Annotated in this window: 22 protein-coding genes; 16 read left to right on the top strand and 6 right to left on the bottom strand. The window is 36.2% G+C overall.

What is annotated here, in order from left to right:
• The first annotated feature begins 75 nt into the window (after positions 1 to 75).
• Positions 76 to 969, top strand: a complete 894-nt coding sequence (locus tag JKA74_RS16710) for a diacylglycerol/lipid kinase family protein (protein ID WP_201432376.1) — start codon at positions 76 to 78, stop codon at positions 967 to 969.
• 576 nt (positions 970 to 1,545) lie between these two features.
• On the opposite strand, the gene dnaK is transcribed toward JKA74_RS16710, so the two are convergent.
• A complete protein-coding gene (gene dnaK / locus JKA74_RS16705; protein WP_201432375.1) occupies positions 1,546 to 3,465 on the bottom strand; it encodes a molecular chaperone DnaK in 1,920 nt (639 codons plus the stop codon).
• A 203-nt stretch (positions 3,466 to 3,668) separates the two neighbouring features.
• Between dnaK and JKA74_RS16700 the strand changes: the two genes are divergently transcribed.
• Positions 3,669 to 4,178 (top strand): TrmH family RNA methyltransferase, encoded by a 510-nt coding sequence (locus JKA74_RS16700; RefSeq protein WP_201432374.1) that lies wholly within the window; start codon positions 3,669 to 3,671, stop codon positions 4,176 to 4,178.
• Here the strand turns inward: JKA74_RS16700 and JKA74_RS16695 are convergent.
• The 3 genes from JKA74_RS16695 to JKA74_RS16685 form a co-directional block, all read right to left on the bottom strand.
• Complete coding sequence (locus JKA74_RS16695; RefSeq protein ID WP_201432373.1) at positions 4,175 to 4,657, bottom strand: hypothetical protein; 483 nt, start codon at positions 4,655 to 4,657, stop codon at positions 4,175 to 4,177. The two genes, JKA74_RS16700 and JKA74_RS16695, sit on opposite strands and share 4 nt — an antisense overlap.
• 166 nt (positions 4,658 to 4,823) lie before the next feature.
• A complete protein-coding gene (locus JKA74_RS16690) occupies positions 4,824 to 5,900 on the bottom strand; it encodes a 3-oxoacyl-ACP synthase III family protein (RefSeq protein ID WP_201432372.1) in 1,077 nt (358 codons plus the stop codon).
• Between the two features lie 27 nt (positions 5,901 to 5,927).
• Complete coding sequence (locus JKA74_RS16685) at positions 5,928 to 6,527, bottom strand: TetR/AcrR family transcriptional regulator (RefSeq protein ID WP_201432371.1); 600 nt, start codon at positions 6,525 to 6,527, stop codon at positions 5,928 to 5,930.
• Positions 6,528 to 7,262: 735 nt separating this feature from the next.
• On the opposite strand from JKA74_RS16685, the gene accD reads away from it, so the two are divergent.
• Positions 7,263 to 8,102, top strand: coding sequence for an acetyl-CoA carboxylase, carboxyltransferase subunit beta (gene accD, locus JKA74_RS16680; protein WP_201432370.1), 840 nt, complete (start codon positions 7,263 to 7,265; stop codon positions 8,100 to 8,102).
• Between the two features lie 134 nt (positions 8,103 to 8,236).
• On the opposite strand, the gene JKA74_RS16675 is transcribed toward accD, so the two are convergent.
• Positions 8,237 to 8,761, bottom strand: coding sequence for a hypothetical protein (locus JKA74_RS16675; protein ID WP_201432369.1), 525 nt, complete (start codon positions 8,759 to 8,761; stop codon positions 8,237 to 8,239).
• Between the two features lie 48 nt (positions 8,762 to 8,809).
• Between JKA74_RS16675 and JKA74_RS16670 the strand changes: the two genes are divergently transcribed.
• The 7 genes from JKA74_RS16670 (at position 8,810) to JKA74_RS16640 (ending at position 18,550) form a co-directional block, all read left to right on the top strand.
• Positions 8,810 to 9,793 (top strand): radical SAM protein, encoded by a 984-nt coding sequence (locus JKA74_RS16670; RefSeq protein WP_201432368.1) that lies wholly within the window; start codon positions 8,810 to 8,812, stop codon positions 9,791 to 9,793.
• Positions 9,794 to 9,946: 153 nt separating this feature from the next.
• The gene (nqrF, locus tag JKA74_RS16665; protein WP_201432367.1) at positions 9,947 to 11,248 is read left to right on the top strand and encodes an NADH:ubiquinone reductase (Na(+)-transporting) subunit F; all 1,302 of its coding nucleotides are present in this window, start codon (positions 9,947 to 9,949) and stop codon (positions 11,246 to 11,248) included.
• 667 nt (positions 11,249 to 11,915) lie between these two features.
• Complete coding sequence (locus tag JKA74_RS16660) at positions 11,916 to 12,371, top strand: MarR family winged helix-turn-helix transcriptional regulator (RefSeq protein WP_201432366.1); 456 nt, start codon at positions 11,916 to 11,918, stop codon at positions 12,369 to 12,371.
• 143 nt (positions 12,372 to 12,514) lie between these two features.
• Positions 12,515 to 14,917: a 3-hydroxyacyl-CoA dehydrogenase/enoyl-CoA hydratase family protein gene (locus JKA74_RS16655; RefSeq protein WP_201432365.1), complete on the top strand. Its 2,403-nt coding sequence runs from the start codon at positions 12,515 to 12,517 to the stop codon at positions 14,915 to 14,917.
• 150 nt (positions 14,918 to 15,067) lie between these two features.
• Complete coding sequence (locus tag JKA74_RS16650; protein WP_236587869.1) at positions 15,068 to 15,358, top strand: four helix bundle protein; 291 nt, start codon at positions 15,068 to 15,070, stop codon at positions 15,356 to 15,358.
• A gap of 107 nt (positions 15,359 to 15,465) precedes the next feature.
• Positions 15,466 to 16,635, top strand: coding sequence for a thiolase family protein (locus JKA74_RS16645; RefSeq protein WP_201432364.1), 1,170 nt, complete (start codon positions 15,466 to 15,468; stop codon positions 16,633 to 16,635).
• Positions 16,636 to 16,747: 112 nt separating this feature from the next.
• Positions 16,748 to 18,550 carry an acyl-CoA dehydrogenase family protein gene (locus JKA74_RS16640; protein ID WP_201432363.1) on the top strand — a complete coding sequence of 601 codons (1,803 nt, stop codon included), beginning with the start codon at positions 16,748 to 16,750 and terminating at the stop codon, positions 18,548 to 18,550.
• 228 nt (positions 18,551 to 18,778) lie between these two features.
• Here the strand turns inward: JKA74_RS16640 and JKA74_RS16635 are convergent, their stop codons facing one another.
• The gene (locus JKA74_RS16635) at positions 18,779 to 20,500 is read right to left on the bottom strand and encodes a M61 family metallopeptidase (RefSeq protein WP_201432362.1); all 1,722 of its coding nucleotides are present in this window, start codon (positions 20,498 to 20,500) and stop codon (positions 18,779 to 18,781) included.
• 225 nt (positions 20,501 to 20,725) lie between these two features.
• On the opposite strand from JKA74_RS16635, the gene rpmH reads away from it, so the two are divergent.
• The 6 genes from rpmH (at position 20,726) to JKA74_RS16605 (ending at position 25,157) form a co-directional block, all read left to right on the top strand.
• Positions 20,726 to 20,887, top strand: coding sequence for a 50S ribosomal protein L34 (gene rpmH, locus JKA74_RS16630; RefSeq protein WP_201432361.1), 162 nt, complete (start codon positions 20,726 to 20,728; stop codon positions 20,885 to 20,887).
• Positions 20,888 to 20,909: 22 nt separating this feature from the next.
• On the top strand, positions 20,910 to 21,332 hold the full coding sequence (gene rnpA, locus JKA74_RS16625) for a ribonuclease P protein component (protein WP_201432360.1): 423 nt from the start codon (positions 20,910 to 20,912) through the stop codon (positions 21,330 to 21,332).
• Between the two features lie 117 nt (positions 21,333 to 21,449).
• A complete protein-coding gene (locus tag JKA74_RS16620; RefSeq protein WP_201432359.1) occupies positions 21,450 to 23,108 on the top strand; it encodes a S41 family peptidase in 1,659 nt (552 codons plus the stop codon).
• Entirely contained in the window at positions 23,108 to 23,920 is an 813-nt protein-coding gene (locus JKA74_RS16615; RefSeq protein WP_201432358.1) for a sulfite exporter TauE/SafE family protein, read from the top strand. Before JKA74_RS16620 ends, JKA74_RS16615 begins: the two co-directional genes overlap by 1 nt.
• Positions 23,917 to 24,615, top strand: a complete 699-nt coding sequence (gene tsaB, locus JKA74_RS16610; RefSeq protein ID WP_201432357.1) for a tRNA (adenosine(37)-N6)-threonylcarbamoyltransferase complex dimerization subunit type 1 TsaB — start codon at positions 23,917 to 23,919, stop codon at positions 24,613 to 24,615. Before JKA74_RS16615 ends, tsaB begins: the two co-directional genes overlap by 4 nt.
• A gap of 23 nt (positions 24,616 to 24,638) precedes the next feature.
• Positions 24,639 to 25,157, top strand: a complete 519-nt coding sequence (locus JKA74_RS16605; RefSeq protein WP_201432356.1) for a DUF2480 family protein — start codon at positions 24,639 to 24,641, stop codon at positions 25,155 to 25,157.
• Positions 25,158 to 25,784 lie beyond the last annotated feature (627 nt).

The following is a 25,784-nucleotide window of genomic DNA, read 5'->3' as shown; positions in this document are numbered from 1 at the left end:
TCGTTTAAGGAAGAGTCCTAATCGTATATTGATGGAGCGTAGAATAACTTTAAGTTTTTAATTGTAAAATTGAATATGAGCCCAATAGATTATTTGTTTATCGTTAATCCTAAATCAGGAAATACCGACAAATCAGCATTAGAAAGCAATATAGATTCGGCATGTAATGCACATAATAGGAAATATACGATTTTATATACAACAGGGGTAAATGATCCTGAAAAAATCAAGGAAAAAATTTCAATTTCCAACCCCAAAACAGTGGTGGCTTGTGGAGGTGATGGTACTATTAATCTGTTGGCCAAACTACTATTGGATACCGAGGTGAGCCTTGGAATTATTCCACTAGGTTCGGCCAATGGATTGGCCAATGAGCTGGATATACCGGAAAATATTGAAGACAGTTTGTTAATCCTGATGGAAAACACCCCCCAACCTATGGATGTGGTGGTGATCAATGATGAGCATATCTCTTTGCACTTGAGCGATGTGGGCTTTAATGCCAATATGATTCAGGATTTCGAGAATAATGGAGAACGTGGCAAACTGGCCTATGCTAAATCTTTCTTTAATTCATTAAGCGAAAAGGAAGCAACGGATTTTACGGTGGAACTGAATGATCAGTCGTTTGAAGTTACTGCTGAAATGATTGTATTTGCCAATGCTTCTAGTTACGGAACCGGAGCTATTATTAATCCTGACAGCTCCATGAACGATGGATTTTTTGAGGTGATTGTTTTCAAGCCTATTCCCATGGGGGACCTTGTTTCACTTACTTTCAGCTCTTTTTTTGGAGATATCAATAATTCGGATTTTGTGGAGATTTATAAAACAAACTCGGCCAAAATCCGGTGTCATACAAAAGAGCTACTTCAGATTGATGGTGAACTGATGGGTGAGGTGAGTGAGATAAAAGTGGAAATCAAAAAGGCAGCTATACACATATTGGCACCTTCAAACTTTCAATAGAGATTTTGCGATAGTTAAACGGAAATTATCAGGAGCCATATTGAATATGGTATGCCCTAAGAACCTGAATGTTTAAACTGAAGCAATCAGGATTAAAAATCATGTCACTCCTCTGGAGCTTTGGTTCGGTTGTAATGACTAACTAGTATGATCAGGCTCCTCTGGAGCTGTGGTGAATGCCTTAAGCAATATTTCTTAAATGTATAAATTTGAATTTCAGGCTTCTTTAATTTGAACAATGTGTGGTAGTTTGGGCTGTGAAATTGTTTATACTTACTTATAGTTGCCACGTTCATTTGCCCCATAGGGGTAATACCCTAATAGAAAATACAGACATACAAAAAAGCTCCGTAGGAGTGAAATAAATAGTGTTTTGGGAAATTTTGATTAGCTTAAAATAGCTCTTTATGTTAAGTTCGGCCTAATCTGGGTATGAAGGGAAATTTAATGCTTCTTGGAATTGTATGGGCGCATAATGATCATAAAAAAGCCCCTCGGGAAATTTCCCGAGGGGCTTAAAATTTATATTTGAAGTCTAAAGTCTAAGATTTAGACTCTAGCACCTTTCATCTAAAATTACTTAGACTCTTTGTCATCATTTACTTCTTCGTATTCAACGTCATCTACGCTGTCATCAGTTTTACCTTCCGGCTGACCTTCAGTGCCGCCCTGAGCGCCACCTTCAGCTTGCTGCGCCTGATAGATTTCCTGGGAAGCAGCCTGCCATGCGTTGTTTAAAGCTTCCATTGCTGGATCAATTGCTTCAACATCCTGCTTGCTATGCGCTTCTTTCAATTTAGCTAATGCGTCATTGATGGCCGTTTTATTGCCTTCTGAAAGTTTGTCTCCAAATTCTTTCATTTGCTTCTCAGTCTGGAATACTAAAGAGTCAGCCTGATTGATTTTATCAATTTTCTCTCTTTCTTTTTTATCAGTCTCAGCATTAGCTTCCGCTTCTTTCTTCATTTTTTCGATTTCTGCTTCAGATAATCCGGAAGAAGCCTCGATCCTGATTTTTTGCTCTTTGCCAGTACCTTTGTCTTTGGCAGAAACATTCAAAATACCGTTGGCATCAATATCGAAAGTTACTTCAATTTGAGGTACTCCTCTTGGTGCTGGTGGTATTCCGTCTAAGTGAAACTTACCAATGGTTCTGTTATCCTTGGCCATTGACCTCTCACCCTGCAATACATGAATCTCCACTGAAGGCTGATTCTCAGATGCAGTACTAAATGTTTCTGATTTCTTAGAAGGAATAGTAGTGTTAGACTCAATTAATTTAGTCATTACACCACCCATTGTTTCAATACCTAAAGAAAGCGGAGTAACATCCAATAATAATACGTCTTTTACTTCTCCGGTCAATACACCACCTTGAATAGCTGCACCAATGGCAACTACCTCATCAGGGTTTACACCTTTAGAAGGTTTTCTGCCGAAGAATTTCTCTACTTCTTCCTGAATTCTCGGGATTCTTGTAGATCCACCTACCAATATTACCTCATCAATATCAGATGGAGATATGCCTGCATCTTGCAATGCTTTTTTCACAGGCTCCATTGATCTTTTGATCAGGCTGTCTGCTAATTGCTCAAACTTAGAACGACTCAATGTTCTTACCAGGTGTTTAGGCACGCCATCAACAGGCATAATATATGGCAAGTTGATTTCAGTGCTGCTTGAACTTGATAATTCAATTTTAGCTTTTTCAGCAGCTTCTTTTAATCTCTGAAGAGCCATTGGATCTTTTCTTAAATCCAGTCCTTCATCATTTTTAAACTCATCAGCTAACCAGTTGATAATTACCTGGTCAAAGTCATCACCACCTAAGTGCACATCACCATTGGTAGACTTTACTTCAAAAACACCTTCACCTAATTCCAATACAGATATATCAAAAGTACCACCACCTAAGTCATAAACTGCGATGGTCATGTCTTTATCTCTCTTATCCATACCGTAAGCTAATGAAGCTGCGGTAGGCTCGTTGATAATTCTTTTCACTTCCAATCCTGCAATCTGACCGGCTTCTTTAGTAGCTTGTCTTTCTGCATCGTTAAAATAGGCAGGCACAGTAATAACTGCTTCTGTTACCTCATGTCCTAAATAATCCTCAGCAGTAGCTTTCATTTTCTGCAAGATCATTGCTGAAAGTTCCTGTGGAGTATAAGTTCTGTCACCTATTTTCACCCTTACTGTGTCGTTGTTTCCTTTCTCCACTACGTAAGAGGCCATTTTCTTCTCGTCAGTAATTTCAGAGAATTTTTTACCCATGAATCTTTTTACAGATGATACAGTATTATGAGGATTGGTGATAGCCTGTCTTTTGGCAGGATCACCTACTTTTCTTTCACCTTTTCCGTCATCTAAAAATGCCACAATGGATGGCGTGGTTCTTTTTCCTTCGCTGTTTGGGATTACAACGGGTTCATTCCCCTCCATAACCGCAACACAGGAGTTAGTTGTACCTAAGTCTATTCCAATAATTTTTCCCATGATATATTAATTTTTGCTTTTTCTAATTTCTTTTTGAGATTTATAACAATGGATGTGCCAATATTTAATCTCTTATTATTTACTGACATTATGGCATTTTGATTATTTAATCTAGATATTGCGTCATGTTTTTTGAACCGGATGGCGGATGAAAACTATTTTTGAAGAATTCACAGATGGAGAAAATAAGGTAATCTCAAAGAATGGAAGAGTTGCAGAAACAACATCAGGATGTTGTGAATAGTGAGCATAATAAACCACTGGTTATCATTGCTGAGAATCTCCGCACCCCTGAAAATGTAGGCATGGTGCTTAGAGTGGCAGAGGCTTTTGCGGTGAAGAAGGTGTATTTTACCGGGCCGCATGGAATAGACCTCACGACAAAAGTGAAACGAGCTTCAAGAAACACCTACCAAAAAATAGATTTTAGCTTTAGCGAAAGTACGTTGATAGTCCTTGAGGATTTAATAAAACAACAATATGAAGTAGTGGCGTTGGAAATTACAAAAGAAAGTATTCCTGTTCAGGAATTCTCATTTGCCGATTATGCTAAAGTAGCATTGGTAATAGGGTCGGAACGGAAAGGCATTTCTGAGGCCAGTTTATTAGAAATACCTCATTCGGTTCACATATCGTTGTTCGGGAACAATTCTTCTATTAATGTAGTGAGTGCTTTGTCAATTGCTTTGTATGAAATCCTGAGAGGCAATTAGGGCTGGTAATAAATAATTAATTTGGCTTCATAAGGCATGGCAACAGGATTGTCGGATGACTGTGATCGTAATCCTACTTTCAATAAATAATCTCCTGAAGAAAAATAACCTTTTAAATTGGCTGACCTTTTATTTTGTATAGTGTAGCGGATTGTAGAAATGACCAGTGACGAATTGATTTTATTTCCATTTGATTCATCAAATAAAATTGCCTCGGCTCCTGGACTGGCATTTACGCTTCTTAATGGAGCCTGGAAAATAATAGAGTCTATTTTACTTTGAGGGATGCTTATTGGTGAAGATTTGGTGTAAACCCATTCAGTTGATTGAGTAGAAATATTTCCCTCCAGTAAAATAGTGGTGTTTTCTTGTGTACCGGATTGAGGAGTCATTGGGTCATCATCAACCAGACCCGGCTCACAAGCCATCGATATCACCAGGGATAAAATCACCATCACTGTTTTTCCAATGAATTTCATCTGTTTTAATTTAGAAGCTCGCATTTTATAATCATTGCCCTAAAGATTAAATTATGTCTGGTTTCACGTTCCCGCATTTACGTTACATTTAGAAATACGGATTTTCAAAAACTAAATTCCTTTTCAAATGTTCAGAAATAAATGCTTCATATGAAGTACAGGCTTGTTAAACCCTGTAAACCACAGCATTAATATGCATTCCTGCACCCACTGATGCCATGATAATATCATCACCTTCTTTAATGGAATGGCCTTCCATTTTTTTGTTTAGCAACATGTCAAGCATTACAGGAATAGTAGCCACTGAATTATTACCGAATTTCTGGATTGTCATGGGCATCAGATTTTCACCATTTAGTGGCAAGTTGTAGAGTTCTCCCAACTTCCTCAAAATAGCCTCATCCATTTTCTGATTGGCCTGGTGGATCAGCACTTTTTTGACTTCTTCCAATAGGATGCCGGATCTCTTTAGTGCCACCTGAATGCCACTGGCCACTTTATCCAGTGAATACTCGTATATTTTACGGCCTTTCATTTTAATGTATTTGCTGCCATTGGCCAATGCAGGATTATTGGATTTCCCCATCGCCAGGAAATTCAATTCTTCATCAGCATCTGTTCTGTTGGCAAACCCTAAAATACCTTTTCTGTCATCATCATAAGATGCGGATACTATGGTGGCACCAGCGCCATCTGAAAATATCATTGAATCCCTGTCATGAGGATCAAGTGTCCGGCTCAAAGTTTCCCCACCTATAACCATTACATTCCTGCAGAACCCGCTTAAAATCATTTGATAAGCCTGAATGACACCTTGAAGCCACCCTGGACAACCAAATATCAGATCATAACATACCACATCCGGATTTTTGATCTGTAGTTTATGTTTTACTTTGGCAGCCAGGCTAGGGACATTGTCAACCCGGTTGGTATCATAAACTATATCTCCAAAGTTTTGTGCATAAATGATATAGTCCAGTTCTTCTTTGTCTATACTGCTGTTGGCCAAAGCTTTCTTTGCAGCCTCATACCCAAGGTCAGAATTTAATTGTTCCTTTTCTGCATACCTTCTTTCCTGTATCCCTGTTATTTTTTCAAATTTCCTGATGATTTCCTCATTTGAAATATCAAAGAGTTTCCCATCTTCTGTATAGAATGTATGGTCCAGGAAATCTTCATTGGAGATTATTTTTGATGGAATATAAGATCCGGTACCATTAAATATTATATTAGGTGTTTTCATAATTATCAATTAATGCTTCTAAACTTTCTAACTCCGCTCAATTAATCTTACGGCATCCCAACAGGCATTGGCAGCCTGATCTATTCTTTCTGCGCTTAAATTTTGCTGATGATCTATTTGCAGCTTAGCTAAGGAAGTAATGGGGCCGTAGGCGAGGGAAATAATAGTGTACAAGGGCAAGTCCTTTATAGCTTTTTCCCTTTTAGCTTCAATAAAAAACATCATTACCGGAGACATGATCATAAAACTTTCTTCTCTGGTGAGCATGCTCATATATGATGCATAACGATGTTGTTCAATAAATTGAAATTCCTGAGGATGTTTCATGAAGTAAGAAATAAGATTCATCCATAAATGTTTAAAACGACTTTTAAAATCGAGTGAGCTATCGTAGTCTTTCAACATCTGAGCCATTACATCTCTTTTGATTTCCAGAAAGAGCTCGTTGATTAATGCTTCCTTATTTTCAAAATACCGATATATCGTACCTGCTCCAATTCCTGCTTTTTCAGCAATCATGGATATTGGTGTACCATGAAAACCGAATTCTGATATGCAGACTAAGGTGGTGTTAAGTATTAATGATTTCTTGTCGATCTTGTTTTTGATAGCGGAATGAACGTTCATTCCGTAATTTGCTTCAATTTAATTTCTTAACCAAATACTACAGTGGATAAATACTATCACGAGTGTATCTTAATCTTGAAATAACTGTTTTACGACCACAATTAGCTCCATCAGTTTCTTTTTTTAATGAAAAATACCATAGGACTAATTGTAGTTTAAAACCCTCAGGATTTCACTTTAACCAACCTTCCGAAATACTATTCTACGATTGCTGGAGGGCTTTGTTTGATGCCAGGAGTAAGAACATCAGTGTTTTAATATCTTTTTTTTCTGTTTTTCTTGCTTCTGTAGTCTTGAGTTTTTTTAACGCTTTTTTTATTGATCGATTTGTACTCGTTCCAGGTTTGCTGTGATTGGGTGGTTCTTACCGTATGACTACAGGATGAAAGGTATATGACAAGGAAAAATGATAGGAGGGCAAAAAGGCTTTTTTTTAGCATAATTCGGCTATTATTTGTTCAGGTAAAAAATCTTTTGTCGTGTAGATCCCGTATTTAATCTTAAAAAATAGAATGTTCATCTACAAATTATAATATCTGCCAATATAAATCAAAAATAAGTGATTTTAGTTCAGATGTGAAATTTCAGTCATAAAAATTTATGCTATGAGTGAATTTAAAATAAGATTGAATGGACGGATTTGAAAGAGTTCTTTGGCAAATCAATACCAATTAGATTATCTTTGTCCTTCAATTGAAAGAAATCGATCATATTTCTTGATTAAAAAATGACTATATGGCTTGGTTTAAGCGACAAAATAAAGGAATAACAACTCGTACTGAAGATAAAAAAGAAGCCCCGGATGGTTTATGGTACAAAACCCCTAACGGTAAAATCATCCACATGCGTGAGCTCAAGCAAAATGCGTATGTTTGCCCGGATGATGAATATCACGTAAGGATTGGGTCTAAAGAATATTTTGAAATTCTTTTTGACGACAACAAATTCACTGAAATGGATAAGGATATGACATCCGGAGATCCATTGGAGTTTGTGGATAGTAAACCCTATCCCATCCGAATCAAACAAACTCAGGAAAAAGCCGATTTAAAAGATGCAGTACGGTCAGCCCACGGTAAAATAAATGGCTTGCCTATTTGTATAGCTTGTATGGATTTCTCATTTATTGGCGGATCCATGGGGTCAGTTGTAGGTGAAAAAATTGCCCGGGCCATTGAATACTCTATTAAAAAGAAAGTGCCATTCTTAATGATTTCCAAATCAGGAGGTGCCAGAATGATGGAAGCAGGCTTTTCATTAATGCAGATGGCCAAAACTTCTGCTAAACTGGCACAATTGTCAGAAGCCAAAGTCCCATACATATCTTTGTTAACTGATCCTACAACAGGCGGTGTTACTGCCTCTTATGCCATGTTAGGCGACTTTAATATTGCTGAACCTGGAGCCCTGATTGGTTTTGCAGGACCACGGGTAATTCGTGAAACCATAGGAAAGGATTTACCAAAAGGTTTCCAAAGTTCTGAGTTTGTACTTGATCATGGTTTCCTTGATTTTATTGTTGACAGAAGACAATTAAAAACTAAACTGACCACTTTATTGAAAATGATAGATTGATTTTTTCATAACTACTATCTTAGATTCATCGGTATGTAACTATCCGGAGTATTTATAACTCACTCCTGATTTGTCTGAGACACTAAAAGCAATCATATTTGATTGCTTTTTTTTAACCCCTCCCTCTAAAGAGGTTAACATCTGTTTAACTTTTTCAGAATTTTCTTTCCTCTTGATTGAAAACCTGCTGATCCATGGAGTATTCTGTTTTCAAGTAACATCTTTAATTCTCTTTTCAATTCAGGATAATCACTTACTATATTGGATAAAACTGTCATGGCAAATACCTGGATAGCAATAGCTTCTTTTTTGTTTTCCAAATATTGGAAACATTTGTCTATTGCCATCTCATGATATTTTGTAGGTAAAGCGACAAATTGTAAAATACGAAGGGTGTTTCGCTTTACAGCATCTGTAGGATTTTTATATAAGTTCTCTAACATGTATTTAAGGTAAGGAATAAGTAAATCCGGTTTTTGCTCCGCAAAGTAGCATAGTACCAATGCTGCTCTTTGGGTTAGGCGAATATTTTCTTTAATGAAAATCGACAATAATTCATCAAGATGACCTTCGTCTCTTAATATTCTTTCAGCTACTTTTTCAGCTTCTTGTTTGGAGAAAGTATCTGCAGAGAGTAAAATTTTACTTAGATCAGTCATAACATTATAATATTAGTGCTTATCATGTAAACTTCATAGTTTTACAGCATGCGACTCATCCAAAAGCCGATTTTGTGCAATTATTATGTCACTTATAGATGCAATGCTACGTGTCACTTTTGCGATATATGGGAAAAGCCAAGCCCTTACATTAAAGTGCAGGATGTGGAGGCCAATCTCTTGGCCTTAAAAAAAATGGGTGTAAAAATTATTGATTTCACTGGTGGGGAACCCCTCTTGCATCGTGAAATCGACATTTTTCTAAAACTAGCCAAGGATTTAGGTTTTTTGACAACTATTACCACCAATGGATTACTTTACCCAAAAAAAGCAAAAGCATTGAAAGGATTAGTAGACATGCTCCATTTTTCCCTGGATGCATATAATAAAGAAATACATGATAAAGCGCGGGGTGTGGCTTGTTATGATTTCGTTATGCAGTCAATAGATATAGCACATCAGCTAGGGGAAAGGCCTGACATTTTATTTACAGCCATGAATGAGAATATGAATGAATTGGAGGACGTATATACCAAAATATGCTTGCCCAATAATTTAGTATTGATCATTAATCCTGTTTTTGATTACAATGAAGTAGAAACAGGAGGAGGGCTTACGGCAGAGAACCTGGAAATAATCAGTAAAATGGGCAGGAAAAAAAATGTTTATTTAAATGAAGGGTTTATTCAGTTAAGAAAAGATGGAGGGAATAAAGTGATAGACCCGGTATGCAAGGCAGCAAGTTCCACAGTTGTAATCTCACCTCATAATGAATTGGTATTACCATGTTACCATTTGGGTAAGAAGAAATTTCCTATCGAACAAAAATTAGCGGCACTGTATGAAACCCGGGAAGTACAACAGTTAATTGCTTTGGAAGGTCGGTTGCCGGAATGTGAAGGGTGTGCTATTAACTGTTATATGCAGCCTTCTTTTGCTGTGGAATTAAATAAATATTTTTGGAAAGCCTTACCATCTACTTTCAAGTACAATACAATGAAAGGAATGTGGAAAAAAGCTTTATTCAAATAATCCCGGGAAATCCACAACTTTTTAAGGGCACAAAATGTTAGCCATCTGAAATGGATTTAAAAAATATATCAAAACCACATATGGTTTTGAGGATTATCTAATATATTTGCACTTCAATTCATTGAGTTAAAAAAGGAACAAAATAAAGAGTTCATGACACCAGTAATTATTGCTTCAGTAATTGCCTTTACAGTAATCATACTTCTATTAGTATTTATTTTATTGTTTGCGCAATCCAAGTTAGTACAATCAGGCCCTGTTAATATTTATGTTAATGGAGATGAAGAAAACCCTATTGTAACTTCAGCTGGCTCCACTTTATTATCTACATTGGCTACACAGAGTGTTTATTTACCTTCTGCTTGCGGTGGTGGTGGTACTTGTGCAATGTGCAAATGCGTAGTTGAAGATGGGGGAGGGGATGTGCTTCCAACAGAAGAAGGCCATTTAAGCAGGGCAGAGAAAAAAGAAAATGTTCGTCTTTCATGCCAGGTAAAAGTAAAGGAAGACATGCATATCAGAATACCGGAAGAAATTTTTGGTATCAAAAAATGGGAATGTACTGTTAAGTCCAACTATAACGTATCTACTTTTATTAAAGAATTTGTTGTTCAATTACCGGAAGGAGAAACATTGGATTTTGAACCGGGTGGATATATTCAAATTGATGTACCACCAATTGAAGTACAATTTAAAACCATGGATATCACACCTCACCCTGAATTGGGACATAAGGAGGATATCTTTCAGGAAGATTGGGACAAATTTGGATTGTGGGATTTAGTCATGAAAAATGATGAGGAAATCTTCAGGGCTTATTCTATGGCCAACCATCCTGCAGAAGGAGACATCATTATGTTGAATATTCGTATTGCAACGCCTCCATTTGATAGAGCCAAAAATGGATGGATGGATGTAAATCCTGGTATTTGTTCTTCTTATGTATTCTCCAGAAAACCGGGAGATAAAGTAACTATCTCCGGACCTTATGGTGAATTCCATATCAACAAATCTGATGCTGAGATGATTTATATAGGTGGTGGTGCCGGTATGGCTCCATTGCGTTCACATATTTTCCACTTGTTTCATACTGAAGGTACTGATAGAAAAGTTTCTTACTGGTATGGTGGTCGTTCAAAAAGAGAACTTTTTTACACTAACCACTTTAGAGATATAGAAGAAAAAAATCCAAATTTTAAATTCCATATTGCCTTGTCTGAACCAATGGAAGAAGATAACTGGAAAGTGAAAAAGAGTTTAGATGATGATGGCGATGGTTACACAGGATTTATCCATCAGGCTCTTTATGACAATTACTTGAAAGATATTAAAGAACCTGAAGAAATTGAGTTCTACTTATGTGGGCCTCCACTAATGAACTCAGCAGTTTTGAAAATGTTGGATGATATGGGTGTACCATCTGAAAATATAAGGTTCGATGATTTTGGAGGGTAATTCCAAAACGAACAAAATCTAATAAATAAAAAAGGGAAACTCGACCGAGTTTCCCTTTTTTATTTATCCTTTTCTTAAGAAAAGGTTATTTTTTATCATTCCTGTTTTTCCTTCTTCTTCGCCAAAAGAAGTATCCTATAATAATTAATATAGGGATAACTATATAAAAAATAACATCAAATGGTGATTGGATCGTTAGTGGCTCACTATCATCAGGGTGAGGAACCCCCTGGGGAATTTGAAGAATTAACAAATTGGATATATTGTTCAAGGTTTGAAAAATCGAATAAATCATCTTTTAAGATTTTATAGTTCAAAATTCAATATGTAGTACTGATATGTGATAATTCAGATTACCTGATTAATCAGTACCACATATTGGGTATTACACGGAAAATATCCTAAAAAGATAGGTGCTGTGGATTTATTCAGAACAATTTACATACTTCTCATTCGCTAAAAGGCCATAATATACCATAGCATTTCTCTTCTCACTTTATTTATTGCCAATAATATATTAAATGGTAATATGCTTTAATACCTATCAATAATTCTTTGTAATGTCTTTTCCAATAGGTAATCTTCGTTTAAACCACTTCGAAAAGAATAAAAAAATTTTTTCACATATAGTATGCATGCATACTATATTTTTGTATATTTGAATTCAATGAAGAGAGAAGAATCTATCGATTATAATATAAAGGCCGCATGGCATGCCATTTCGCGCATGTATAATCAGCAGGCAGTGCAATATGGAATCACAACTTCTATTGGTTTTGTACTGTTAAATATAAATACTAAAGAAGGAACACCGGCAACAAAAATTGCCCCTTTAATGGGTTTGGAGAGCAGAAGCTTAACACGCATGTTAAAGAGCATGGAAGAAAAAGGGTTTATATACAAAAAGCCGGATGCTGAGGATAAACGATCTGTTCGAATTTATTTGACAGAATTGGGTGTAGAAAAAAAAGAGATCTCACGAAAAACTGTAAAGGCTTTTAATGAAGCGGTTTTTAATAAAATCAGTCCTGAAAAATTAGAGGTGTTTTTTGATGTGATTTTGCAGATCAATCAGTTGATCGATGATAAAGAAATTTATTCTGCTATAGACTTAAAACAGTAAAGGATTAATTTTTCAATATATAATATAGATTCACAAAAGAAAAAAAATACACTTTTGAAACCGCGCATGATGTAATCATAAACAAATAGATGATTATATAAAGCGAGGTTCCATTTGATCATTAAACATAAACTTAAATGCAAATGAAACGAGTCATCAGAAAAGTAGCAGTATTGGGTTCAGGAATTATGGGTTCCAGAATTGCCTGTCATTTTGCCAATATTGGCGTGCAGGTACTTTTACTTGATATGGTCCCGAGAGAGCTTACGGAACCGGAAAAGGAAAAAGGCCTTAGCCTGGAATCACCACAGGTGAGGAATAGAATTGTGAATGAAGCATTTCAATCCACTCTTAAAAATAAACCGGCAGCATTATATCATTCAGATTTTGCCGATAGGATAACCTTGGGCAATTTTGATGATGATCTGGAAAAAATCAAAGAATGCGATTGGGTGCTGGAAGCAATTGTTGAGCGGCTGGATATTAAAAAGCAAATGTTTGAAAAGGTTGAGAAATACCGTAAACAAGGTACCATCATTTCTTCCAATACTTCTGGTATTCCAATTAACCTAATGTTGGATGGAAGAAGCGAAGATTTTCAGAAACATTTTCTGGGAACACACTTCTTCAATCCGCCTCGCTATTTGAAACTTCTGGAAATTATCCCTACCCCTAAAACAAATCAATACATCACAGATTTCCTGATGCATTATGGAGACTTGTTTTTAGGTAAAACCACCGTTTTATGTAAAGATACCCCGGCTTTCATTGCCAACCGTGTAGGAATTTATGCCATTCTTAAAGTGGTGGAAACCATGCAGAAAATGGATTTAAATATAGACCAGGTGGATAAACTCACCGGGCCTGTAATTGGTCGTCCCAAATCTGCCACTTTCAGAACTTCTGATGTAGTAGGTTTAGATACTTTAGTGAAAGTAGCCAATGGATTATATGAGAATCTTCCGAATGACGAAAGCAGAGATACATTTAAATTACCTAAAGTAATAGGTAAACTGGAAGAGAATAACTGGTTAGGAGATAAGACAGGACAAGGTTTCTACAAGAAAACCAAAAAGGATGGTAAAACTGAAATCCTTACTCTTAACCTTGAATCCATGGAATATGAGGAAAAGAAAAAGGTGAGTTTTGGTACTTTGGAGCAAACTAAGCCCATTACTAATCTGAAAGAAAGATTCCCGGTATTGTTAAATGGGAAGGATAAAGCGGGCGAGTTCTACCGAGACTCATTCTATGGTCTTTTTAAATATGTTTCCAACAGGATTCCTGAAATATCTGATGAATTATACCGGATAGATCAGGCCCTTTGTACAGGTTTTGGCTGGGAACTAGGTCCTTTTGAAACCTGGGACACTTTAGGAGTGAAGAAATCTGTTGAAAAAATGGAGGAATTAGGCTATAAACCCAATCAGTGGGTTTATGATATGCTTGCTTCAGGGGCAGAGTCTTTTTACAAAGTAGAAAAAGGAGTTAAAAAATATTACGATATCGACAGCAAATCATATAAAGCGATCCCGGGTACTGAAGAATTTATCATTCTTGAAAACCTGAGGGAAAGCGGTAAAGTGATTTGGGAAAATGCTGAAGCATCAATCATTGATTTAGGTGATGATGTAATAAATGTGGAATTCAGGTCAAAATCCAACACCTTGGGTGGAGGGGTTATTGAAGCTATAAACAAAGGTATTGCTCTTGGAGAAGAAAAATATAAAGGAGTTGTAATAGCCAATGAAGGTTCTAACTTCTCATTAGGAGCAAATTTAGGAATGGTATTTATGTATGCCATAGAGCAGGATTATGATGAATTGGATTTTATGATTCGTCAGTTTCAGCAAACAATGATGCGTATCAGGTATTCTGCGGTTCCTGTAGTGGCAGCTCCGCATAATATGGCTTTAGGTGGAGGGTGTGAACTTTCTATGCATGCCGATCACATTCAGGCTTCAGCCGAAACTTATATTGGATTAGTAGAAGTTGGAGTGGGTGTAATTCCTGGAGGTGGTGGTACAAAGGAAAATGCACTTCGTGTCTCTGACAGATTACAAGAAGGCGATGTAGAATTAAATGTTCTTCAGAATGCATTTATGAATATTGCTACAGCCAAAGTGGCTACTTCTGCTGAGGAAGCCAGGGAAATGGGCATTCTTAGGCCATCTGATGGAATAAGCATAAACCGCAACCGGCAAATTGCCGATGCCAAGGCAGCAGCTTTGAGATTATATGATGCTGGTTATACTATGCCGAAGGAAAGAACAGATATCAGGGTTCAAGGAAGAACAGGTATTGCTTTATTTAGTGCCGGTATCAGTGGGATGAAGATGGGTAATTATATTTCAGAACATGACAAATTGATTGCTGAGAAAATTGCCTACGTAATGTGCGGTGGAGATTTATCTTATCCGCAGGAAGTTTCAGAACAATATTTATTGGATCTGGAAAGAGAAGCTTTCTTGTCATTATTAGGAACTAAGAAAACGCTTGAAAGAATTCAGTCAGTAATTCAAGGTGGTAAGCCACTTAGGAATTAATTGACAATAAACAATTGACAAAAGTGGCAATTGACAAAAGACAAGTAGAGAGGGGTTATCTAAAGTTGACAGTTTATCAAAAAACTTTTCAACTAGCGATGGAAATTTTTTTGATATTTCAAAAAAATTTCCAAAAGAGAAAGGTATTCTTTGACTGATCAAATTAGAAGAAGTTCCAGATCTGTTGCGTCTTGTATTGCAGAGGCTTATAGAAAAAGGCAATATGAAGCTTATTTTACTAATAAGGTTTCCGATAGCGATATGGAAAATACGGAAACCCAAACTTGGTTGGATTTTGCTTTGTATTGTAAATATATAGAGTGTGAAAAGCATGAACTTTTGATGACTGAAAGTATTCAAATTGGAAAATTACTTAATCATATGATAGGTCATCCTGAAAAGTACAGAAGAAAAATAGCCGAAGTAAATAAAGATACTTGACAATTTTGTCAATTGAATCGATGCCGCAGGCAATTGAATTGTCAACTGTCAATTAATATAATTAGAATAAGAGATTTAAAATTTATAGAAAATTTAAATTAAATGTTATGGATGCATATATAGTAGCAGGATATAGATCGGCAGTAACACGTGCCAAAAAAGGCGGTTTACGATTTTACAGACCGGATGACTTAGCTTCAGATATTATAAAGCACTTGGTTGCTCAGGTAGGAGGAGTAGAAAATGAAATGGTGGATGACCTTATTGTAGGAAATGCTGTGCAGGAAGCTGAGCAGGGAATGCAAATGGGACGTATGATTTCCTTATTGGCTCTTGGAAAAGAAGTGCCGGGAATGGTAATCAACAGGTATTGTGGCTCAGGTTTGGAAGCAATTAATATCGCAGCTTCAAAAATTCAGGCTGGATTTGCCGATATCATCATTGCAGGTGGTACGGAATCTATGTCACTGGTACCTATAATGGGCTATAAAACAGCTCTAAATTATAAAATAGCGACTGAAACCCCTGATTATTACACTTCAATGGGACTTACTGCAGAGCAGGTTTCCCATAAATTTAATGTTTCAAGGGAAGATCAGGATGAGTTTGCTTTTAATTCTCATATGAAAGCTATTAAAGCGCAGGAAGCCGGTAAATTTGATGAGGAAATCGTCCCCATTAATGTAACGGAAACTTATGTGGAAGATGGCAAAAAGAAAACCCGTGACTATGTAGTTAATAAAGATGAAGGCCCACGAGCAGATACCAGCATGGAAGTGCTTTCGAAATTAAGACCAGTTTTTGCGCAAGGTGGATCGGTTACGGCCGGAAATGCTTCACCTACTAATGATGGAGCCTCATTTGTGATGGTGATGTCAGAAAAAATGGTAAAAGAATTAAACGTAAAGCCAATTGCCCGAATGGTGGGCTTCGGAGTGGCAGGTGTTGAACCACGCATCATGGGCATTGGCCCGGTAATGGCCGTTCCAAAAGCCTTGAAACAAGCAGGCTTAAAATTAAATGACCTGGATTTAATTGAACTCAACGAAGCTTTTGCGGCTCAGTCATTAGCAGTAGCCAGAGAACTGGAACTTGATATGAGCAAAGTAAATGTCAACGGAGGTGCCATTGCGCTTGGTCATCCACTAGGTTGTTCAGGAGCTAAGCTTTCAGTTCAGTTATTTAATGAATTGAAAAGAACTCAGGGCAAATACGGAATGGTAACTGCTTGTATCGGTGGTGGTCAGGGTATTGCCGGAATTTACGAAATGATGTAAGCCAGAGTCTCAGGATTATATTTCAAGTACTGAGGCAGGTTTAATTTCTATATATTTTAATAAAAACATTGTGGGTAGCCTTACCCACTACTCACTAGTAAAAATTAAAAAGATGTCAACAACAGAAAAAACATTTTCAGCAAAGGGAGGGGAGTTCCTAATTAAGGAAACCCCGGCCCAGGCAGTTTTCACTCCGGAAGAGTGGTCAGAAGAGCAAAAAATGATTGCTCAAACTTGTATAGATTTTCTTGAACAAGAAATCTATCCTCAATTAGATGCTATTGATGATGTAAAAGGCAATCCTAAATTGATGCCGTCATTAATGGACAAAGCAGGTGAATTGGGACTTTTAGGAACCTCAGTTCCGGAAGAATATGGTGGCTTTGGAATGGATTTCAATACTTCTATGCTAGTAGCCGAAGTAATTGGTGCAGGCCATTCATTTGCCGTTGCGCTTTCTGCCCATACAGGAATTGGTACACTTCCTATTCTTTATTATGGTAATGCAGAACAAAAGAAGAAATATCTGCCCAAACTAGCTACAGGTGAGTGGAAAGCCTCTTACTGTCTTACTGAGCCGGATTCTGGCTCGGATGCCAATAGTGGAAAAACGAAAGCCATTTTAACAGAAGATAAAAAGCATTATATCGTCAATGGGCAGAAAATGTGGATTACCAACGGTGGTTTTGCTGACATATTCATTGTTTTTGCTAAAATTGACGATGATAAAAATCTTTCTGCTTTTATTATCGAGAAGGACTTTGGCGGAGTAACCATGAATGAAGAAGAAGCTAAAATGGGAATTAAAGGCTCTTCTACTCGTCAGGTGTTTTTCAACGATTGTAAAGTTCCTGTTGAGAATCTTCTTTCAGAAAGGGAAAATGGATTTAAAATAGCCGTAAATATCCTTAATATAGGTAGAATAAAATTGGCGGCTTCAACTATTGGGGCCTGTAAGGGTGTGTTGGGACAAGCCGCCCAATATGCCAATGAAAGAAAGCAATTCGGTACATCAATTGCTACTTTTGGTGCCATCAAGCATAAATTAGCTGAAATGGCAGCCAGAACCTATGCTTCTGAATCAGCAGCATACCGTGCAGGTCAAAATATTGACGATGCTTTTAAGGAGATGATTGAAGGTGGAATGGATGAGGCAGAGGCAAAGTTGAAATCCGTAGAGGAATTTGCTATTGAGTGTGCTATTTTGAAAGTACATGGTTCTGAAACATTGGATTATGTTGTAGATGAAGGTGTACAGATATACGGGGGTATGGGCTTCTCTGCAGATGCTCCTATGGATAGAGCCTATAGGGATGCACGTATTAATAGAATTTTTGAAGGCACCAATGAAATCAACAGAATGTTGACGATTGATATGCTTCTGAAAAGGGCTATGAAAGGAAAAATTGATTTGATGACCCCTGCCATGAATGTGCAGAAGGAATTGACAAGTATTCCTGATTTTGGTGCGCAGGAAGATACAGCTCTGTTTGCCAAAGAGAAGAAAGTATTGGCTAATCTGAAAAAAGCAGGTTTAATGATTTCAGGTGCTGCTGTTCAAAAATATATGCAGAAGCTTTCCTCTGAGCAAGAGATTTTAATGAACCTTGCAGATATGTTGATTGAGGTTTATGCTGCGGAGTCTGCTTTACTAAGAACTGAGAAGTTGATAGGGATGAAAGGAAAAGAAGCCTGCAAGCAACAAATTAACATGACTCAATTATATATGCACAGAGCTGTGGATATAGCCCAAAAAGCTGGTAAAGAAGCTATCTTTGCCTTTGCTGAAGGCGATGAACAGCGTATGATGCTTTTGGGATTAAAGAGATTTACAAAAATTGAACCGGCTAATTTAAAAGAGATAAGGAGATCAATTGCTGATCATGTATCTGCAAAGCAAGCCTATGAATTTTGATTGATGCTTTAGTCGGGCAAAATGTCTTGTTTAACATGCAAATTTCATTTTTCAAATAAAAAGGATAGTTTTTTATGAAAAAAAATAGATGAGTGTTTGCAAGTAAAATTTTTTATCCTAACTTTACAACATCTTATCTAAGTCAATGACTTTGTAAGGTTTTGGTTGAAATAGAAAGGTCCCTGGGGAGGGGCCTTTCGCTTTTTATAGCCATTTAACTTTTCTAGCTCATGCTTTGAGCCATTTTCTCCTTAGCATCATTTGCTTTTCAGTTAGAGTTGTAAGCTTTTTTAATTCATAATAGGCAAAATATTTTTCATCTACCTGCTGATGGATTTCTGTTTTTTTCATCTTGCCATTCCTCATAAAATGGATTGTGAACTTATCCAGATCCAGGATATGCTGCATTTCAAGGTTCTTGATATCCTTATTATCAATACTAATAATGATGTCGCCCCTACGAAATACCTTCTCTGCAACACTGCCCGGTGCTATTCTGTTGATGGCGAACCCTTCTTGGTTTTCTGTATATTTCAAACCAATACGTTTTGCTAATGAGTTTTCCGGATATTTTTCAATCAACTCAAATCCAAATTCAGGTAATAATTCAGCTAGTTTGCCTTCCACAGGAACTGTTCCTTCAATAAAATCTATTTTATAGGAGGATAGGTCATCACCTAATACTAATTCTGCTACTTTGAGGTAATCGGCAGGAGAATAGCCTTTATTCTTTTTATAATAGTTGCTCCATAAATAGCGCATTACATCATCCAGTGATTTCTCTCCTTTGCTTTCAATCATGATTTGCAAATCAAGCAGCAAAGCTATGATAGCTCCTTTTACATAGATGGAAACTTTCCTGTCCGGAGTTCCTGCTTCATAGCCATCAATCCATAAATCCATGGAAGAGTTGGCCACGGAATAATTATGCCTGCCAAAATTATCAAAATGTCGTTTTAATAACTTGTTAAGTTCTTCTTGATACCATTCAATAGTTTTAACGCCACTTCTTACTAAAAATAAATCTCCATAATAGGTGGTTACACCCTCTGCTACATAACCGGTAGAGAAATAATTTTCCCTGGTAAAATTGTAAGGAAACATTTCCTCGGGCCTTATTCTGATGATATTCCAGTAATGAAATAACTCATGTGAACTGATTCCAAGAAAGTTGTCATAAAACTCCTCATTATTAAACTCCTTGGCAGGACCAAGTACTATGCAGGTACTATTTAAATGTTCTACGCCATGATAGGCTTTTTGGTCAGGAATTTGGAAAAGAAAATGATAGGAGTCACTTTCAAAATCTCCCATTGTGTTTATTTGTTCTTGGGTGAATTTTTCAAAGTCGCTGAGAATTTTATCCTGGTATGTAAGTTGAATGTCACCTTTAAACCACAAATTGAAATCTATGCCATTCACATTGTATTGTAACTTCTTAAGTACTTGGGAAGCAATAACCGGACTATCGACTAGTTGATAAAAGGTATTGGCAAAAAGTGTTTTTCCTTTTTGTGCTAAACCTGCAGCAATCTCCCATTCATTAGGAACAGCTAATTCTATCTCGCATTTAACTTCCAATTGATTTTCAAGGTAAATCATGCAATTGATAAAGTTTAAATACCACTGTTCTTCATCCACATACGTGCTTCCTCCATCAATCTCAGAAGTGAAATATTCATAACTGATTTTGACTGTTCGGCTTTCATTGAGGAGAATTTTCCAATGATGTGGAGATTGCTTTAAAGTATCCAGAGTATTCCCTTTTTCATCTCTTGCAATAAAATTCCTGATGTTTTTAGCGAAATTTCCTAATTGATATCTCCCCGGCCGCCATGTCGGTAGCCTTGCTGAAACGGATAAAGAGTTGCGAGCTATTTCTGTAAAAGTAACTTCGACCTGCAAAAATTCTGAATGCGGATATTTTTGACTTAGATGGTAGTAAGGCATAAGGAGTTTAATTCATTTATTTTGATAAATTTGTGAAATCATACTTGTTTTCTAAAGCTTTAATGCGGATTTATTCCGGTTTTTGATCATAATTAAGCGGTTTACCCTATTAATGTGAATAATTTCAAATCATTTTTGACACTATCTTTGTAATAATAAATTAAGTAATTAACTTTGCAGGCCTTAAGAAATACTGAGTAACAAAGAATTATAAATATATAAGATATGAAACGTACATTTCAGCCTTCTCAAAGAAAGAGGAAAAACAAGCACGGTTTTAGAGCAAGAATGGAATCTGCTAATGGCAGATCTGTGTTGGCAAGAAGAAGAGCTAAAGGTCGTCATAAACTGACTGTTTCTGATGAGAAAAGCAAGCACAGAAAATAAATAGCCTGATGCTATTAATAGGATGATATCTTCCGAATTAAAAGATAATTCATCATTTTCCTTCAAGAAAGAAGAACGACTAAGTAGTAAAAAAATAATTAAGGAGCTTTTTGACAAAGGCTCCTCTTTTTATTTATTCCCATTCAAAGTTATCTACTTGGAAAACTCTTTGGCAATACCCAATCAACATCAAGCTCATCAGGTACTTATTACAGTACCTAAAAGAAAATTCAAAAAAGCTGTAGACAGAAACCCTATCAAAAGGAAGATTCGAGAAAGCTATAGGCTACAGAAACATTTGATTTCTCCCAAGTCTATTAAGAAAAGTTTTTGGATTGCTTATATTTACACCACGGACAAAGACCTTCCATATTCTGTAATCTCTGAAAAACTAAAAATGACATTACAGCGTTTGAAGGAAACAGTAAATAAACCGACCGCATGAAATAACCATCCCGAGTACTCGGGACCAACCGAGGATGAATATTTAGATAAAAAACGTTCATTCTGAAAGAGAACTATGTTCAGGTTATTCCAGGTGACCTTTAATAAACTTATACACATGAATTCAAATAAGAAATTACTAATTGCAGTTTTCTCAATCATTCTGATTAGCCTGTTTTCATTTAAAATAAAACTTTCCGATCGGTATTTCGAGATTATCAAGAACCTTGATATTTTCACAACGCTGTATAAAGAGCTTAATACTTATTATGTAGATGAAATCAATCCTACTGATTTAATGGAAATTGGCATTGAAGCTATGCTTGAATCTTTAGACCCATACACCAACTTTATTCCGGAAGATAGAATTGAAGATTATCGTATTATGTCTACCGGGCAATATGGTGGGATTGGAACGGCCATGGGTAAGTTTGATGGCAGAAATATTGTTCTAATGGCTTTTGAAGGTTCTCCGGCTGAAAAAGCTGGTATTAAGATTGGTGATGAAATAATTGCCATCGATAAAGTGGATATCAGAGAAAAGGATACAGATGAAATTAACACTCTTTTAAAAGGGCAAATTGGCACGAGTCTGGATGTAACTGTTAAAAGATATGGCGAAAAAAAACCTTTGAAATTTACAGTTGATAGAGCAAGAATTAATGTTGAAAGTGTTCCTTACTATGGGCTAATTGAAGAAGATATAGCCTACATTCGATTAACGGAGTTTTCGAGCGGTGCTGGATCTGATGTTCGAAGAGCACTAATCGAATTAAAGGATAAAGGAGCAAAGAAAGTTATTTTGGATTTAAGAGGCAATGGTGGAGGCCTCCTTAATGAATCTATTGAAGTTTCAAATGTGTTTGTACCAAAAGGATATGAAATAGTTTCCACAAAAGGTAAAATTGAGGAATGGAACAAAAGCTATACTGCTACAAAGAATCCTTTGGATGTTAACATTCCTTTGGTAGTATTGATTAATAATGGTAGTGCCTCGGCTTCAGAAATTGTTTCAGGAGTAATACAGGATTACGACAGAGGGGTTTTGGTAGGACAGAAAAGTTTTGGAAAAGGTTTGGTTCAGGCAACTCGACCTCTTAGCTATAATAGTCAGCTTAAACTGACAACCGCTAAATATTATATACCAAGCGGCAGGTCTATTCAGGCAATTGATTATAGTCATAGAAATGAGGATGGAAGTATAGGTCAGATACCGGATTCGCTAAAGAGCCCGTTTAAGACAAAATCAGGTAGAGTTGTGTATGATGGAGGTGGTATTTCCCCTGATAGCAAAGTGGAAGATGAAGGTTACGCACCTATTACTGTTCAATTAATTAAAAATGGATTTATTTTTGATTTTGCTACTACTTATTATTACAAAAACCAGGAGAATATTCCTGACCCAAAGACTTTTGAAATTCCAGAGCAACTTTTTAAAGAATTTACGATTTGGTTGGAAAATAAGAATTATCATTATTACTCTGATACAGAGAGAATGCTTAGTAAATTAAAGGAGCAATCGAAGAAAGATAAATTTCATGAATTTATAGATGATGAATTAGCAAACCTGGAAAAGGAAATTCAAAATCACAAGTCAGAAGATGTCCAGGTTTTCCAGGAAGAAATTAAATCAGTATTGAAAGAAGAAATTATCTCTCGCTTTCATAAAAGACAAGGTATGATTGAAGCATCGTTCGAAAGCGACATTGAGGTAGTTCATGCCGTGGAAATTCTAAATAATGAAATAAAATATAAGGAATTGCTTAAAGCTAATTAATGGAGTTTTATTTTTTATTGTTTCTTGCAGGATTAGCGGGAGGTTTATTTTCAGGTTTACTTGGTGTAGGAGGAGGTTTGGTTTATATATTAATCCTGCCTGCTGCATTTATTCATATAGGTATTCCTGTTCAGGAGATTGCTCAATATACTGTTGCTAATTCTATACTTGGAACCTTCTTTGCAGCCAGTTTTGGCACAGTTAATCATATTGGGAATAAAGAGTTCTATCCTAAAGCAATTCTGATAATTAGTTTATCAGCTATCATTGCTTCACTACTTACCCTGAACTTTATTGTAAATACACCTTTTTATTCTAAGGAAGTATTTAATATAGTTGTAATAATATTATTGGTTATAATGCTCCTTTCTACCTTAAGAAATGCCCAAAGGCAAAAGTTCTTTGTAGAGAGAATCCGCTTTATTAAAAGATTTTTTGGTTTTACTGGCGTTTCAGCTGGAACTGTAGCGGCACTCACTGGCTTGGGTGGGGGTATCATTATTATCCCGTTCTTAAGTGAAGGCTTAAGAATGGAGATCAGAAAAGCGAAAACTATTTCCTTGGGAGTGATATCAATTACCTCATTATCTATGGTGTTATTTAACATGTTCCAGCAACCTATGTTTCCCTTGGATATACCGCATACTGGCTACATTGTCTTTCAGGTTTCAATTCCAATCATAATAGGGACACTCATCAGTGCGACTTTCGGTGTTAAATTAAGCAGAAGAATATCTGTCTCAACTATCAGCTATTTATTTTCTACTTTTGTGCTGATTGTCATCCTCAAAAAGCTATTCGAATTGATATGATTACTATATTAAGCATAGAAACTGCAACTAGTATTTGTTCAGTAGCAATACATCAGGATTCAAAAACTTTGGCTTCTGCAGATTTGTTTTTAGAAAAATCTCATTCAGCATCCTTGTCATTATTAATAGAACAACTACTTAGCCATTGCGATTTACGATTGGCTGATTTGAACGCAGTAGCTGTGTCAAGTGGGCCAGGCTCATATACAGGCTTAAGAATAGGGCTCAGTACTGCTAAAGGACTATGTTATGCATTGGATATTCCTTTGATTGCAATCTCTTCATTAGATACTATGTGTGTTCAAATGCAGAAATTCATTTTGAATACTTCTCCTTTATTAATACCAATGATTGATGCGAGGAGAATGGAAGTGTTTTATAAAGTTAATCAGTATGATTTGACAGAAATCGAGCCGCTTAATAATCTTATTCTTACTGAAGATTCTTTTGATAAATATTTTGATAAATATTCTACCATATACCTCTTTGGAAATGGGGCTTCAAAAGCATCTGATCTTTATAAAGAGAAAAGAAACTTAATAATTATAAAAGATGTTAACCCCTCTGCAATGTTTATGGGGAAGTTGGCATTCGGAAAGTATCAATTAAATCAATTTGAAGATTTGGCATACTTTGAACCTGATTATGGGAAGGAATTCTTTTCACCAGTTTCAAAGAAGAAGTCATTTCTTTAATATAAAGTATGAAAATCTAAATTATGTCTGAGGAAATCATCAACAGAGTTAAAGGGAGTCCCTTGGTAACACTTGATCTTGAAGAAGTTCTGGATAAGAAAACAGAGAGGTTTTCCATTGATTTGAAAGATTACCTTTTTCAAGGACTTGTTTTGAAGGAAAAGGATTTCAGGGAGGTTACCAAAGAACATGACTGGAGCCAATACAAAGATGCTTTTGTAAATATTTATTGTTCAGATGATGCCATCATTCCTAATTGGGCTTATATGCTTTTGGCATCTAAGTTATCGCCTTATGCTAGTCTTGTAGTTTTCGGGACTTCTGATGAGTTAGAGAAGGAAGTGCTACGCATTAATATAACAAGTATTGATCAGGAGCAGTATAGAAATGGAAAACTGGTAATTAAAGGTTGCTCTGACTTAAGTCATCCTGAATTTGCTTTTACGGAAATAACTAAGCATTTAACCCCTTATGTTTCTTCTCTTATGTATGGAGAGCCATGCAGTACAGTGCCAATTTATAAGGTGCCTAAAAATATTTGAAATAATTTCAATAGATAAGTTATTGAACAATAGTTCGTTGATGAAGCAGTGGAAAGGTGCGTAATAATAATAGTCAATAAAGAGTTGCAGGAGGAGAAATAGTTCTTACCTTTGTGATCCCAAATGAGGGGAGGCAAATGGCCAAAGAGATTGAAATGCTGATAACAGAGAGAGGTCGACTAAAAATCCTAAGTCACTGACAATAAGTCGATAAAAAACTTTCTAAAATTTTCTAAATTTTAATTAGGAAAAAGGAAAGTTAATCAGTTATCTTTGCATCCGCTTTGAGAGAAAAGAAGCATAAAAATAATCGATTGACAAGAGAGTTTGTCGGTTTACATTGAAATACTGAAAAGAAAGAATAACCCTAAGACTCATAACGACAGATAAAAAATAAAGGATTAAAAACTTTAAATTATTTGAAATTAAAATTAGGAAATTAAAACAACACTTCTTACCTTTGCATCCGCTTAACGGAACGCTAAGCGGGAGATAAAGAAAACAACAGTAATTAAAGCGCAAGCAGTTTTAATTGGAGGGTATTGAAATACTGATTTAAGAGGGATGGGAAAAGGAGCTGAGAGTTCATAAAAGACTGACAGTAAACGTTTAAAAACTTTCTCAATT

Source organism: Marivirga aurantiaca (assembly GCF_016679925.1).
In the GTDB taxonomy this organism is placed as follows: domain Bacteria; phylum Bacteroidota; class Bacteroidia; order Cytophagales; family Cyclobacteriaceae; genus Marivirga; species Marivirga aurantiaca.
This window is presented reverse-complemented; position numbering and strand designations above follow the sequence as displayed.

Excerpts from the sequence above, each read along its gene's own strand:
- JKA74_RS16710 (WP_201432376.1), top strand. The coding sequence starts at position 76 with ATGAGCCCAATAGATTATTTGTTTATCGTTAATCCTAAATCAGGAAAT.
- dnaK (WP_201432375.1), bottom strand. The coding sequence starts at position 3,465 with ATGGGAAAAATTATTGGAATAGACTTAGGTACAACTAACTCCTGTGTT.
- JKA74_RS16700 (WP_201432374.1), top strand. The coding sequence starts at position 3,669 with ATGGAAGAGTTGCAGAAACAACATCAGGATGTTGTGAATAGTGAGCAT.
- JKA74_RS16695 (WP_201432373.1), bottom strand. The coding sequence starts at position 4,657 with ATGAAATTCATTGGAAAAACAGTGATGGTGATTTTATCCCTGGTGATA.
- JKA74_RS16690 (WP_201432372.1), bottom strand. The coding sequence starts at position 5,900 with ATGAAAACACCTAATATAATATTTAATGGTACCGGATCTTATATTCCA.
- JKA74_RS16685 (WP_201432371.1), bottom strand. The coding sequence starts at position 6,527 with ATGAACGTTCATTCCGCTATCAAAAACAAGATCGACAAGAAATCATTA.
- accD (WP_201432370.1), top strand. The coding sequence starts at position 7,263 with ATGGCTTGGTTTAAGCGACAAAATAAAGGAATAACAACTCGTACTGAA.
- JKA74_RS16675 (WP_201432369.1), bottom strand. The coding sequence starts at position 8,761 with ATGACTGATCTAAGTAAAATTTTACTCTCTGCAGATACTTTCTCCAAA.
- JKA74_RS16670 (WP_201432368.1), top strand. The coding sequence starts at position 8,810 with ATGCGACTCATCCAAAAGCCGATTTTGTGCAATTATTATGTCACTTAT.
- nqrF (WP_201432367.1), top strand. The coding sequence starts at position 9,947 with ATGACACCAGTAATTATTGCTTCAGTAATTGCCTTTACAGTAATCATA.
- JKA74_RS16660 (WP_201432366.1), top strand. The coding sequence starts at position 11,916 with ATGAAGAGAGAAGAATCTATCGATTATAATATAAAGGCCGCATGGCAT.
- JKA74_RS16655 (WP_201432365.1), top strand. The coding sequence starts at position 12,515 with ATGAAACGAGTCATCAGAAAAGTAGCAGTATTGGGTTCAGGAATTATG.
- JKA74_RS16645 (WP_201432364.1), top strand. The coding sequence starts at position 15,466 with ATGGATGCATATATAGTAGCAGGATATAGATCGGCAGTAACACGTGCC.
- JKA74_RS16640 (WP_201432363.1), top strand. The coding sequence starts at position 16,748 with ATGTCAACAACAGAAAAAACATTTTCAGCAAAGGGAGGGGAGTTCCTA.
- JKA74_RS16635 (WP_201432362.1), bottom strand. The coding sequence starts at position 20,500 with ATGCCTTACTACCATCTAAGTCAAAAATATCCGCATTCAGAATTTTTG.
- rpmH (WP_201432361.1), top strand. The coding sequence starts at position 20,726 with ATGAAACGTACATTTCAGCCTTCTCAAAGAAAGAGGAAAAACAAGCAC.
- rnpA (WP_201432360.1), top strand. The coding sequence starts at position 20,910 with ATGATATCTTCCGAATTAAAAGATAATTCATCATTTTCCTTCAAGAAA.
- JKA74_RS16620 (WP_201432359.1), top strand. The coding sequence starts at position 21,450 with ATGAATTCAAATAAGAAATTACTAATTGCAGTTTTCTCAATCATTCTG.
- JKA74_RS16615 (WP_201432358.1), top strand. The coding sequence starts at position 23,108 with ATGGAGTTTTATTTTTTATTGTTTCTTGCAGGATTAGCGGGAGGTTTA.
- tsaB (WP_201432357.1), top strand. The coding sequence starts at position 23,917 with ATGATTACTATATTAAGCATAGAAACTGCAACTAGTATTTGTTCAGTA.
- JKA74_RS16605 (WP_201432356.1), top strand. The coding sequence starts at position 24,639 with ATGTCTGAGGAAATCATCAACAGAGTTAAAGGGAGTCCCTTGGTAACA.